The sequence below is a fragment of the Streptomyces sp. NPDC005962 genome (assembly GCF_040629205.1).
Taxonomy (GTDB): Bacteria; Actinomycetota; Actinomycetes; order Streptomycetales; family Streptomycetaceae; genus Streptomyces.
Window position 1 is genome coordinate 1 of the sequence record NZ_JBEXVE010000056.1, and the last position, 12,400, is coordinate 12,400.

At 70.0% G+C, this 12,400-nt stretch carries 9 protein-coding genes and 2 CRISPR repeat arrays; of the genes, 5 read left to right on the forward strand and 4 right to left on the reverse strand.

Annotated elements, in window-relative coordinates:
• Positions 1 to 50 precede the first annotated feature (50 nt).
• Positions 51 to 306: direct repeats of the CRISPR family, unit length 37 nt; unit sequence GTTGCGATCCTCGGTCGCCCCGAAGGGTGACCGCCAC.
• 762 nt (positions 307 to 1,068) lie between these two features.
• From ABZ370_RS43670 to ABZ370_RS43685, 4 genes are all read right to left on the reverse strand, one after another.
• Entirely contained in the window at positions 1,069 to 1,731 is a 663-nt protein-coding gene (locus ABZ370_RS43670) for an HNH endonuclease family protein (RefSeq protein ID WP_358634065.1), read from the reverse strand.
• A 276-nt stretch (positions 1,732 to 2,007) separates the two neighbouring features.
• A CRISPR array of direct repeats spans positions 2,008 to 2,705; the repeat unit is 37 nt; unit sequence GTTGCGATCCTCGGTCCCCCCGGAGGGCGACCGCCAC.
• 316 nt (positions 2,706 to 3,021) lie between these two features.
• Positions 3,022 to 4,989, reverse strand: a complete 1,968-nt coding sequence (locus tag ABZ370_RS43675; RefSeq protein ID WP_358634068.1) for an ABC transporter ATP-binding protein — start codon at positions 4,987 to 4,989, stop codon at positions 3,022 to 3,024.
• Positions 4,990 to 5,045: 56 nt separating this feature from the next.
• Complete coding sequence (locus tag ABZ370_RS43680; protein WP_358634070.1) at positions 5,046 to 5,639, reverse strand: lasso peptide biosynthesis B2 protein; 594 nt, start codon at positions 5,637 to 5,639, stop codon at positions 5,046 to 5,048.
• Positions 5,640 to 5,656: 17 nt separating this feature from the next.
• Positions 5,657 to 7,027, reverse strand: coding sequence for a sporulation protein (locus tag ABZ370_RS43685; protein ID WP_358634072.1), 1,371 nt, complete (start codon positions 7,025 to 7,027; stop codon positions 5,657 to 5,659).
• Positions 7,028 to 7,486: 459 nt separating this feature from the next.
• Between ABZ370_RS43685 and ABZ370_RS43690 the strand changes: the two genes are divergently transcribed.
• Genes ABZ370_RS43690 through ABZ370_RS43710 form a run of 5 tightly spaced genes read left to right on the forward strand, consistent with a single transcriptional unit; the run spans position 7,487 to position 12,216 of the window.
• On the forward strand, positions 7,487 to 8,809 hold the full coding sequence (locus tag ABZ370_RS43690; protein WP_358634075.1) for a UDP-N-acetylglucosamine 1-carboxyvinyltransferase: 1,323 nt from the start codon (positions 7,487 to 7,489) through the stop codon (positions 8,807 to 8,809).
• Positions 8,806 to 10,026, forward strand: coding sequence for a bifunctional metallophosphatase/5'-nucleotidase (locus ABZ370_RS43695; RefSeq protein ID WP_358634078.1), 1,221 nt, complete (start codon positions 8,806 to 8,808; stop codon positions 10,024 to 10,026). The genes ABZ370_RS43690 and ABZ370_RS43695 overlap by 4 nt, the downstream gene beginning before the upstream one ends.
• Positions 10,023 to 10,565, forward strand: coding sequence for a dCTP deaminase (dcd, locus tag ABZ370_RS43700; RefSeq protein ID WP_358634080.1), 543 nt, complete (start codon positions 10,023 to 10,025; stop codon positions 10,563 to 10,565). The genes ABZ370_RS43695 and dcd overlap by 4 nt, the downstream gene beginning before the upstream one ends.
• Complete coding sequence (locus ABZ370_RS43705) at positions 10,562 to 11,098, forward strand: deoxycytidine triphosphate deaminase (protein ID WP_358634083.1); 537 nt, start codon at positions 10,562 to 10,564, stop codon at positions 11,096 to 11,098. Before dcd ends, ABZ370_RS43705 begins: the two co-directional genes overlap by 4 nt.
• Positions 11,095 to 12,216, forward strand: a complete 1,122-nt coding sequence (locus ABZ370_RS43710; RefSeq protein ID WP_358634086.1) for a glycosyltransferase family 4 protein — start codon at positions 11,095 to 11,097, stop codon at positions 12,214 to 12,216. The genes ABZ370_RS43705 and ABZ370_RS43710 overlap by 4 nt, the downstream gene beginning before the upstream one ends.
• The last annotated feature ends 184 nt before the right edge of the window (positions 12,217 to 12,400 follow it).

A 12,400-nucleotide genomic window follows, 5' to 3' on the forward strand; every position in this document is an offset into this window, starting at 1 on the left:
AGGGTGACCGCCACTGTAGTCGCCGCGCCACCTACGCCCGCTACCGCAAGGTTGCGATCCTCGGTCGCCCCGAAGGGTGACCGCCACCCGGCCGTGTGTGGGCTCTGGCGCGGGCGAGGCGGGCGTTGCGATCCTCGGTCGCCCCGAAGGGTGACCGCCACGCGGCCAGCGCGGGGTTTCCCTCACACGTTCGAGGGTTGCGATCCTCGGTCGCCCCGAAGGGTGACCGCCACCTGCACGGCCTGGTCCTCGTAGTCGCGAGCGGCGGTGTTGCGATCCTCGGTCGCCCCGAAGGGTGACCGCCACGCTGGCTGATCAGCTCAGACACCCTACCTACTCTCTGGCCGCGGCGGAGCGAGAGGAGACGTAAATGCATCAGTCGGGCATTTTCCTTCGGAGCGACCCGCGTGTCGTGCGTGCACTAGAGGTTCCGAAGCGCGACCTTCGGCGTGGACAGTGACAGCGTAACCACAGTCTGTTCAGCAAGGTTCGCCTTCCTGATGAGGGGGCCGCGACCGTGCCCTCATGAGGCGCAGGCTCATCGGCCCGTCGGCAATGGCTGCCACGTTGAGGTGCAGCGGACGTGGAGGTGCCGGCGTGAGTCGGTCTACTCCGGGATCTCCAGCAGCCCAGTGAGGGCTTGGCTTAGCGGTTCCGCCCACCCACGCATGAGCTCCCGCCAGGTAGGCCGACGACCGTTCCCTCAAGTTCGGACTTCACCATCCCACACATCCGAATTCCTGTCCGGTGCGAATTGACGGAACGCCGTCGGGCCTGGCGTTGCTTAGTACATGGCACACTATTCCTGTGGTGAGCGCGCCTCGATTGCGCACTTCGTGACGCACCGGCTACCCGCGACGCAGCGCGTGAAATGGAGGAGAAGTCCACCCTCGTCCGCGGCCGATGGTGCCGTCGATCCGTTAGGGAGCGCCGCAAATTCTTTGGACTTCGCCGCCCTGCTGCCACGACGCTCCCAGGACACGGTCGCAGCAGCGCGTGACCACCTGATCTGCCACCCTGCGATCGCCCCTGTCCGAAAGAAGCTGGCAGAGGTGTCGGAGTTGGCGATCAGCGGGCCAACACGATGGTGATCTGCTCGTCCGGGCACCCGCCAGCGAGCTGTGTCAAGGCACCCGCTTCCCCCGGGTCCGCAGTGAGTCGCCAGCGGGTCTTCACCGCAACCCACTCCCCCACATACCGGCATCGCGCTCCGGCACTTGACGGCAGCCACTCCGCCGGATCCTGATCCGCCTTGCTCCGATTCTCCCGCGCCGTTACCGCCACCAGCGCCCTGTCGTCGCCCAAGTCATTCGCATAGTCCTGCCGTTCGGCTGCGGTCCATGCCGAAGCCCCGCTGTCCCACGCCTCAGCCAACGGGACCATATGATCGATATCCAAAGAGCGCGCCGCCGTCTGATCCGCGTCGTCGTAATAGCTGTGCCATACACCGCCGCTGATCGCACATCCCGAGCCCACCGCCGGCGGCACGACCGCCTCCGCGATCAGCACCTCCGCGCGGGTACTGCAACCGTCTCGGTCCACATCCACCCAGTGCCGGAATCGGTCGCGGGCATAGCCCGTTCGATCCTCATCCCTGATCGGCAAGTCGTTGATCGCCTGCCGCACCGTCGTTGTCACCGTCTCACCCGGTTCCGCTGCCGCAGATGGCACCGTGCCGACCAGAGCCGCCAAGGCCATCGCTCCGATCATCATGATCTTCAGTCTTCCCATGCTGCTCCTCATCTAGGGGTTGGCACAGTCGTATCGGTCGCACCGAGACTGGCAGTCGAGAGCGGCAGGAGCTTCACTTGTGGGGCGCGAGATCGGGACTCGCTGGCGTCTTCCGGCCGGACGGCAGGCGCTACTCGTGGCGGTCGCCCTCCGGGACGACCGAGGATCGCAACACCAGGGGCCGGAGCACCCGTTCGGCTGCCGGGGCGAGTGGCGGTCGCACTTCCCTGTGACCGCCACTCGGCAACATGCTCCACGACGGGCTGCTCGCGACGAGGTTGCGACCCCGGTCGCACCGGAGGGCGACCGCCACCCGGTCCGCAGGCACCACCGGCACCCCGCGCACGATGTTGCGATCCTCGGTCACCCCGGAGAGCGACCGCCACGCGCTGGGGCGCCACGGTCTACTCCGCGCGGTATCCCGTTGCGATCCTCGGTCACCCCGGATGGCGACCGCCACAGCAGCACGTGGTGCGCGTGGACGCGCTCTGTCCCGTTGCGATCCTCGGTCCCCCCGGAGGGCGACCGCCACGTCGTCGACGGTCCCCATCATGCCCTTGGGGATACCGTTGCGATCCTCGGTCCCCCCCGGAGGGCGACCGCCACCCCGAGATCCGTCCGACATGTCGATCGCGCGGATCGAGTTGCGATCCTCGGTCCCCCCGGAGGGCGACCGCCACCATGCCCGCACCGGACTATCAGCGGATCGCCCAGCTCGTTGCGATCCTCGGTCCCCCCGGAGGGCGACCGCCACTCCCGACACGCGTCGGGCCCGGCCGGGAGCTGGGAGTTGCGATCCTCGGTCCCCCCGGAGGGCGACCGCCACCCCCGCGAACGCGGAGGGCCCCACCTCGCACACCCAGTTGCGATCCTCGGTCCCCCCGGAGGGCGACCGCCACTCGAGCGGCTGCCACCGGTTGTTCCCGTGGTATTCCGAGTTGCGATCCTCGGTCCCCCCGGAGGGCGACCGCCACGCTGGTTGACCAGCTCAGATAGCCTACCCATGCTCCGGCTGAAGCAAAGCGAGAAGAGCCATAGGCGCACCAATCGGGCATTTTCCTTCGGGGCGATCCGCGTGTCGTGCGTGCATTAGCGGTTCCGAAGCACTGCCTTCGCCATGGACAGGAACAGCGTAGCCACGGTCTGCACAGCGAGAGTCGTCTCCTTGACGACGAGGTCCGCGACCGCGTCCTGGCCCAAGCGCATCGACGCGTTCTAGGCGTCGAGGTTGAAGTGTAACGGTCACACCTCAAGCCCCCCCAAAAAAAGACAGCGGAGTCGTGGAGGGGTTCACCCTTGGGGTTGGCTGGCGTACGTCTGCGCTTGCGTGCGCCACAGGGTGGCGTACTCGCCGTCGGCTGCGAGGAGCGACTCGTGGGTGCCTTCTTCCAGAAGGCGTCCTCCGTCCAGGACGATGATCCGGTCTGCGGCTCGGGTGGAGCCGAGGCGGTGGGTGATCAGGATGACGGTACGCCGTTCGCTCAGTGCGCGGATGCGGTCGTAGACGGCTTCCTCCGCGCGGGGGTCGAGGGCGGAGGTCGGCTCGTCGCAGATCAGGACGGGGGCGTTGTTGCGGTGGAAGGCCCGAGCGCCGGCCAGGCGCTGCCACTGCCCGCCGGACAGGTCGCGTCCGCCCCACTGGGAAGGGGCGAGGTTGGTGTCGAGGCCGTCGGGCAGGCGGGAGATGACGTCGTCGGCCCCGGAGGCGCGGGCCGCGGCCATCACGGTCTCGTCGTTTCCGTCTCCCTGGCCGAGGGTGATGTTTTCGCGGGCCGATACCTGCCAGCGGGCGATGTCCTGGGGCAGCAGCGCGAGGCGGGACCACACCTGTTCCGGGTCGGCCGAGGCCAGGTCTACGTCGTCCCAGGTGACCGTGCCGGTGGTGGGGGTGTAGAGGCCGGCGAGGAGTTTGGCGAGGGTGGACTTGCCCGCGCCGTTCGCGCCCACGATCGCTAGGACCTCGCCGCGGCGCACGGTGACGCTGACGTTCTCGAGCACGGGCAGCTCGCTGCCGGGATAGCGGAAGGTGATGTTGTGCGCGGCGATGGCAGCCGGGCGGTCTGGCACCGGGGTGGGCTCGGCGGGGAGCTGGGCGCGGTGTTCGGCGTCGGTGAGGAAGGCGGCCCAGTCGCCGAGGTAGAGGCCGGTTTTGTAGGTGGAGTTGATGCCGGTGACCAGTTGGTTGAGGAGCAGGCGGCAGGTCTGGACGGCGATGAATGCGGTGCCCGCCGCGGCCGCCGGGATATGGCCGCTGAGCACCAGAGCGAGCAGGGCGCCGTACACGACAAGTGCGGCTCCTCCGGCCATCGTGTCGCCGAGCAGCTGGTAGCGGGCAGTGGACCGGCCGATGCGGGCGGCGTGCTCAGTGAGCCGGTCGGTGACGGTCGTGAACTGTCCAAGAAGCCAGCCGCGCATGGTGTTGGCCCGGACATCGAGGGCGGTGGCGCGGCCGGCGGTGCAGTAGATGAGGGTGTGGCGCAGGCGGCGGTCGGAGAGGGTGTGCCGCTCGGCGAGGTGGGCGGCGCGCGCGGCGCGGACGGCGGCCGCGCCGCGCGGGATCACAGCGAGCAGCAGGAGCGGCAGCAGAACGGGGTGGAGGGCGGTGAGGATGCCGGCGGCGGCGAGCAGGCCGAGTAGGGCAGCGGCAAGGGTGGTGAGCGCGTCGATCATCAAGTGGGCGTCCTTGGAAGCCCGGTTGGCGGCCTCGCTGTGGTCGCACCGGGCCGGGTCGTCGTACGCGGCGAGCGGGACGCGGGTGGCGGCGTTCAGGTAGCGGAGTTCGGCGATCGCGTCGACGCGCGGGCCGATGCGGGCGGTGACGGCCAGAGTGGTGGCGGTGATCAGGGACCGGCCGACGGCAGCACCGGTGATCAGGGCGAGCGAGGGCAGCGCTGTGTGGATTCGGTCGGCGGTCGGCCCGGCCGCGAGCAGCGGTGCGAGGGCGCCGCGGGTGGTGTACAGGCCGATCGCGGTGATGACGCCGGTGGCCAGCTGCAGGATGGCGGTGAGCAGGACGGCGCGCCGGTCTGCGTCCCAGGCCAGGCAAAGCGAGGTCGTGGTCAGGGTGGGAAGGCGTCGCGCGATGGTAGTGAAGTCGTCGGCGAGGGCGTTGTCGTGGCGCTCGGCGCTGACCGTGTACTGCGGGATGGCCTCACTGCCGGCGGGGCGGCGGCGTGACCACGGCCGCCGAAGCCGACGCCCTGGGGCGGGGGTTGAAGGGGTCTCGCGGGCGGAGCTGCGGTGTTCGGTGTCTGTCACATCCTGGGCAACGCCTCACCCATACGGGTGGTTGTGGTGGCGAAGGGGGGCGAACTTCAGTGCGAACGCTCCACCTGTAGAGCGGGGACGTAGGGCCAGACGCGGTCGGTCTCATCCTGGCCGATGACTGCGGTGCCGGCTTCGATCCAGGCGTGGGCCCCTTGGGGGATGAAGCGGGCTCCGATCACCCAGCGCACGCGGTGTCCGGTGAGCGCGGCCGCGAAGTGCGCGGCCAGGGATTCCTCCAAGCAGGCGGCGCGGCCGGGCCAGAGGCGAGCGGCGCGACGTACGGCGGCAAAGGCGACTTCCGCCTCTTGGGGCAGGGCGGCTCGGCCCGGCAGGCAGGTGGCCGCGCGGGCCCCGGCGATGGCGAAGCGGACGGGCAGGAGGCGGAGCAGGAGGAGCGCCAGGAGCAATCCGGCGTGACCGGCCAGCCCCTGACGGCGCCGACGGGGGCGAGGGTAGCGAATCGGACCTCGGCGCGTCCGGGCTGTGCGGCGAGGGAAGCTCGGTGGAGGAGGTCGGCGCGTTCCAGGTCGTCGGCGAGCGCGACTACCGGCAGGAGTCCGGTCCGCGCACGCGGAGATATCCCGTCTGCAGCCAGACCACCGCCGCACCCGCGCGGTCCGCTCCGCGCAGGCGGGCAGCACGACCTCAGCCTGGCGTTTCAGCTTCCCATGTCACCGGTCAGCTGGCGACGGGCGCGGCTCTGCCATACCTGCACATGGGGCTCTCGAGCCCAGGGGGTGAGAGCGGTGTGGATGTCCTCGACATACTCGCGGGCCCGGGCGGAGGCGACGCCAGCGAGGATGTCCACCGCGCGGCGGCCCACGGCCAGGCCCTGGTCGAGGTCCCGGGCCTGGAGATGCGCGGTTGCGGTCACGGACAACCGCAGCCCGACAGCCCGGGTGTGTCCGGCGGGCATGGCGCACTGGGCGTCCCACCCAGCAGCGACATGCGGTTTTCCCAGGTCACGGTAGATTTCAACCGCGTCGCTCGCCATGCGGGCGGGGCCGAAGTAAGCGATGTAGGTGGGGGACTCCTCGCATGCGGCATCCAGCAGTCGCTCGCAGCCGGACAGTGCCCGAGCCGCCGCCCGCTCGTCGCGGGTCCGGGCATGAGCGCGGGCCTCGATCAGCTTGGCGAAGGCCAGCACCCGCGGGTGCGCGGCGTCGCGGGCCCGTTCGTAGGCGCCTTGGGCCATGTCGATGGCCTCGTTCGGGTAGCCGCGACGCATGGTCTGGAGCGCCATGGTGGCCAGGACGTAGGCGCCCAGCTCGGCGTTGCCGCCAGCTCGCGCCAGGCTCAGGGCCTGGATGAAATGCCGCTGGGCAATCGCGTGTTCACCCGCGTCGAATGCCGTCCAGCCCGCAAGTCGGGATAGTTCGGCGGCGGCCGAGAACAGGCCGTCGGCGATCCGCTGCTTTGAGGCTCTCCCGGCGAGCAGGGGGGCGGCACGGGTGGTGAGACAGTCCATGACCTGGCCGGTGCGCCAGTTCGCTCCGCCGTAGCGGGCGTCCCACTGCCGGGCCTGCTCCGCCTGTTCCCACAGTTCGGTGAGTTCTTGTTGTCCGACACGTCGCCCGCCTCCGCCCCCGTCCCCGCCGCGGGCGGGGCCGGCGGCCGGCTGGATCAGCCAGCGGGTGACGGGGACGGTGTAGGCGCTGGCGGCGAACGTCTGTTTGATGAAGGAGCGGCGGTGCATGTTTCTCCAGAAGTCGGCGGCCCGCTGTGCGGCGTTGCTTGGGTCACGCGGAAGTTCCAGCCCGCCGGCATCGTCTCGGCTGGGGGTGGCCATGGCGATCTCAGCTGGGTCCACCGCGCGGCCCAACCGCTCCCCCAACGCCTGCGCCAGAAGAGCGGGAACCGTCCCGCGCGGGATCATGCCTTCGAGCCAGTTCACCACGCTGGTGTGGGTGTAGGAGGTCGGTCGGCCAGCTGCGGCGGCCAGTTGGTTGACGCGGTGCGCTATGGCCTTGTGGCTGGCACCGGATGCGGTGACGAGGGTGGCCAGTGAGGTGTTGGGTGATCGGGTCACAGCATCCTCACGTCCTGATGGGGTGTCACCGTGTCCTCACCGAGCGTAGAACAAGCGGCGGGCCCGTCGGCCCTCTTGTGAGTTTTCAGCCCCCCTTGTGAGCCTCCCTCTTCTGCGGACACGGGGGTTTCCTGGTGTCTGTCAGCCGCGCTGCCGGTTGCCGAGCGCTCTCGTGAGAGTCCTGACACGCCTACGGTGTGCGGGCTGCCGCCGGGGGCCGGGATCCACCTGCTTCTTCCGCACCCTTATGACATGACGCTGCCGTGCCACCGAAGTACAGCGCCCGCAGCCGCTGAGCCTGGGCTTCGTGGCATACGCCGATGTCTTGTACCGACTCTGAGGGGTCGGTGCTCCGGAGGCATGACCAGCAGCGCGGCGTGCCCCTGCTGGTTTCCCTGGGGTGCCCGCCCTGTCGAGACCACGCCACTGATTGATTGCGCACGTCCTTGGAGGTTGTTGATGACGCTCGCCCCCCTCAACGTGTCGGACACCGATGCTGTCATTGTCCGACCGTGCCGCCCGCTGGTCGGCACGGTGCGGGTGGACGGCTCGAAGAACGCGGCCCTGCCGTTGCTGGCCACCGCCGCTTCGCTGCGCCGCAGCGTGCACCTGTCCGGCGTCCCCGCCAGCGCGGACGTCCAGCTCATGCTCGGCCTGCTGCCCCGCAGTGGCTACCGTGTCGCCCATCCGGTCGCCGAACCGCGGGCCGTGGTCATCCATCCGCAGGACGGCGGCGCCGTGGCGGGCGACCTAGAGGACGCCGCCCGTATCCGGGCCTCCTACTACCTGGTGTCACCGCTGCTGGCCGCGTACGGGCAGGCCGATCTCCCCTGGCCGGGCGGCTGCCGGATCGGCCAGCGCGGGATGGACCTGCACTTCAGCGTGTACCGGCTGTTCGGCGACACCGTCACGCTCACCGAGGACGGCTACCGTGTCCGGGCCGGGTCCCGCCGCGACAAGGTCGCCCTGACCCTGCCATTCCGCTCGCGTGGCGCGAGCATCGCCGCCATTCTTCGGGCCGTCGTCGCGGGTAGCTGCCTGGAGCTGGGCAACCCGAACCTGTCCCCGGAGACCACCGGGGTGCTGGCCGCCCTGCGTACGGCGGGCTGGCAGACCCACACGAGCGAGGAGAAGATCACCCTGGCACCGCCGTCCCACCTCCCGGATAGCGCGATGCCCCTGCCCCTCGCTGTGCCAGGCGACAAGATCGAGGCCGGGACCCTGGCCTGCGCGATAGCGGCCAGCGGCGGTGAGGGCCGGATCGAAGGCATCCACAGCCCGGACGTCAAAGCGCTGACCGAGCTGCTGGCCAAGGTCAGCGTCCCTGTCACCCTCACTCCCGGCGCCCTCATCGTGCACCGCACCGTCCAGCCCACCGGACAGCCGCTCCGAGCCTTAGCCTCCCTGGACCCCGACGGCCTGGACGCCGACTTCGAACCGCCCCTGATGGCGCTGGCGCTGACCCTGCCCGGCACCCACCAGTTCGCCGACGCCATCAACCCCGGCCGCCACGACAACCTCCTGCCCCAACTCGCCTCGCTCGGTGCCCGCGTCGAGGAGGTCACCCCCACCCAGTGCCGCCTTACGGGGCCGCAGCAGCTGACCGGCGGCGCCACCGTGCGGGCGACCGATATCCGCACCGGCTCCGCGTTGCTGATCGCCGCCCTGAACGCCCGCGGCGCCACCACCGTGACCGGCCTGGACCAGTTGCGCCGCGGACACGCCGACCTGCCGGCCAAGCTCCGCGCGCTCGGAGCCGACATCACCGAGGGCCCGCGATGAGCACACGGGCCTTCCACCAGGTCGTGGCCACCACCGACGTGCACTCCGCTCTGGACCACGCCGATGGCCTGCTGACCCACCTGCATCAGCTCCGGGACACATCCTTGATGACCGACTGCGGGGACTTCTTCGAAGGCACCGGCTACTACCGGCTCGGCGGCGGCCACGCCGAGCGGGAGATCCTCACCACGCTCTACGACGTCCTCGCTCCGGGCAACCACGGCTGGCCGCACTACTTCGAGTCCGGTCTGCACGAGATGACGGTGTGCGCGAACACCGTAGACGCCCGTAGCGGCACACCGCTGTTCGACCGGCTGCGCATCGTGGACATCCAGGACCGCCGCGTCGCCATCACCGCGGTCATGGGACTGCAGGCGTTCAACAGCATCCCCGCCCACCAGCGAGCCGGACACCACGTCATCGACCCGGCCACCGCCCTGCGCGGGCTGATGCTGGAACACCACCATCACGTGGATTCCTGGATGGTGCTGTCCCACTCCGGCTTCGCCGAAGATCTGGAACTCGCCCTGGCCTGTCCGTTCCTTGGCGTCATCTTCGCCGGGCACTGCCACAGCGACACCTACGGCCCCGTCCCCGTCGGCGACACCCTCGTGGTCAAGGGCGGCGAACTCGGCGCCGGATACTCCGTCGCCGAACCGTCCGCCTCCGGCTGGGCCGCCCGCACCACCCCCTTCCCCTCCACCGGCCCCCTCCCCAGACCTCTCGTCGGCCTGGCCGGGCAGATCGCTCCTCTGTCCCGACGACTCGCCCAATCGCTCGGCACCGTCAACGGGCCCTACCGCAACGGCGAGCTGGACCGGAATCGTCTGCTGGCAGACCTCGCCACCCGGCTCCACACCGAGCTCGGGACCGCGGTCGTCCTGAACGTGACGGCGCTGCGCACCACCGTCCTCGGTGACGTGCTCACCCTGGCCGACCTGCTGGCCATCGAGCCGTTCGACAACCAGCTCGTGCACGCCTTCCTCCCGGCACCGTACGGCCACGATCCGGCCCATCTGATCGCCGATCTGACCGAGCAGACCGGCCCGGTGGCCTTCGTCCCCGAGCCGCCGACGACGCCTCTGGTCAGCGTGCTGACCACCGGCTACCTCGCCGACACCTACCTGGGCGGACGCACCCGCCAGACGGGACTCACACTCTGCGACTCCGTCCGCCGCACCCTCACCACCGCGCAGCCAGAGAGGGAACACCGATGATTCTCACCGGCCCCGAGATCACCACCGCCGTCCGCGACGGCCGATTAACCATCAGCCCGTTCGAGCCCGATCAGGTCAACCCCAACAGCTACAACGTCCGGCTCGGACCGACCCTGCTGACCTACACCGCCGACGTGATCGACGCCCACCAGCCCAACCCCACCCTCTCGGTCGAAATCGGCGCAGACGGATACGTACTGCAGCCCGGGGAGCTCTACCTCGGCCACACCGTCGAAGCGGTCGGATCGGACACCTTCGTGCCGCTGCTGTTCGGCCGCTCCTCGGTCGGCCGACTTGGCCTGTTTGTCGAAATCACGGCCCCGATCGGCGACATCGGCTTCCTGGGCCAGTGGACACTCATGCTCTCCCCGATCCGCCCGCTTCGGGTGTACGCGGGGATGAAGATCGGACAGATCATGTTCTTCCTCGCCTGCGGCGGCATCGACCTCTACCGCGGCAAGTACCAGGCCGCCCAGGGTCCACAGTCCTCCCGCTACTGGCGCGACGTCGCCCGGATCCAGGCAGCGGTGGCCTCGTGATCCTCACCGGTCCCGCGATTGCCGCCGCCGTCGCCGCCGCCGAGATCACCATCGAGCCGTACGACCCGGCCCGCCTCTCGTCGAATGCCTACGACTGGCGGCTGGGCGACACGATCCGCGTCTGTGACGGCAGCCTGGATGCCGCCGCCCCCACCGCGTTCACCGAGCAGATGATTCCCGACGACGGTCTGAGTCTGGTGCCCGGCCTGCTCTACCTCGGCGTCACCCTGGAGAAGACCGGCTCGGAGCGGTACGCGCAACTGCTCAACGGCGACCGCACCACCGGCTGCCTGGGGATCTGGGTGCACGTCTCCGCACCGCTGGGCCACCAAGGGCACGCGATCCGCTGGACGCTGGAGATCCGAGCAGCCAAGCCGGTGCGGATCTATCCGGGCATGACGTTCGGCAAACTGGTCTTCCTCACCGCCTTCGGCGCCGCCGATAGTTACCAGCAGCAGGCCGCGAAGTACGCGGCCACGGACGGCATCGATATCTCCCGCCTGTACGAGGAGATCGCAGGAGGCCCCCGATGAGTCCCCTTGCCAATCCGCCGTCCCGGGCGCTGACCGCGACCTTCCTGGACCTTCCCGTCGGCAGCCCCGGCGGCAGCGTCGAACTCTTCCTCGACCTCTACACCGGCGACCGCCCGCTCATCCCGGCCCGGGCGTTCATGCTCGCCCCCACTGGCACCCGCCCCCGCCTTCCGGCCGGACTGGATGTGCTGTCCGTCGCGGGCAAGTGCCTGGAAGGCCCAGCTTTCCGCCGGTACGTCGCCGACCTCCGCGAAAGTCTCACCGCAGTACTCGACCCGGCCCACATCCGTGTCCTACATCTGCAGCATCTCGCCTTCGGCGCCACCCCGGCCCTGATGAGGGCCCTACCCGTCCACCCGCGGATCGCCCTGGTCCACGGCACGGACCTGCTCTTCGCCGAGACCCACCGCGACCAGTTGCAGATCCTGCACGACAGCGCCCACGCGGCCGACGCCATCGTCGTGCCCACGCACGCCATGGCCGACCGACTCCTCAAGCTCTCCCCGCAGACGGACCCCCGCAAGATCGCCCACATCCCGTGGGGCGTCCCGGACCATCTGCTGGCCGCCCCACCGCCCCGGCCGCCCCGCATGCCGACCAGCCACCTACGGCTGCTGTATGCGGGACGGCTGACAGCCGAGAAGGGTGCCGAACATTTGATCGACAATTTGGCCGCGATCCCGAGCATCGAACTAAGCATCGCCGCCCCAAAAACCCAGTTCGCAGCGTTCGCCCCACTGCTACAACGAGCCGCGGCGCGGGTCCGCTACCTCGGCTGGCTGCGCCGCCCGCAGCTGTGGCGGGCGTTCGCCGAGCATGACGTGCTGGTGATGCCGTCGACCACCCTGGAAGCCATGGGCCTGGTGGCACTCGAAGCCCAAGCCTGTGGCCTGCCCGTGCTCTACCAGCCGGTTCCAGGTCTCAACGAGGCCCTGGCCGCCTCCGCCATGGCGACCGACTTCACCCACACCGCCACGTTCACCCGCGACATCGAGCGGCTGCGATCCGACTCCGGACTGCTGCTCGCCCTGCGGCAGGCCGGACACGCGAACGCCGCCCGCTACCCCCTGTCAGCGACCGCCCAGTCCCTGGCCGACCTCGGCAGCCAACTGTCCTGAGCCAGCCTCTTCCAGTTCAGCTTCGCCCCCTCCTGGCAGCCGGGGCCCGGTCATAGCGAAGGGGCTGGCCATAGAGAGCAAGCTCCAGCACCCTCCAGCGGCGGGGGTGGGGGGCGCCCGGGGGCCCGGAGAGCCCCGCCCCCCCCGGGGGGGGGGCCGGCGGAAGCAGAAGGAGGGGCCCCCG

What these genes read in the sequence shown, in the direction of transcription:
- ABZ370_RS43670 (WP_358634065.1), bottom strand. Translation starts at nt 1,731, where the DNA reads ATGGGAAGACTGAAGATCATGATGATCGGAGCGATGGCCTTGGCGGCT.
- ABZ370_RS43690 (WP_358634075.1), top strand. Translation starts at nt 7,487, where the DNA reads ATGACGCTCGCCCCCCTCAACGTGTCGGACACCGATGCTGTCATTGTC.
- ABZ370_RS43695 (WP_358634078.1), top strand. Translation starts at nt 8,806, where the DNA reads ATGAGCACACGGGCCTTCCACCAGGTCGTGGCCACCACCGACGTGCAC.
- dcd (WP_358634080.1), top strand. Translation starts at nt 10,023, where the DNA reads ATGATTCTCACCGGCCCCGAGATCACCACCGCCGTCCGCGACGGCCGA.
- ABZ370_RS43710 (WP_358634086.1), top strand. Translation starts at nt 11,095, where the DNA reads ATGAGTCCCCTTGCCAATCCGCCGTCCCGGGCGCTGACCGCGACCTTC.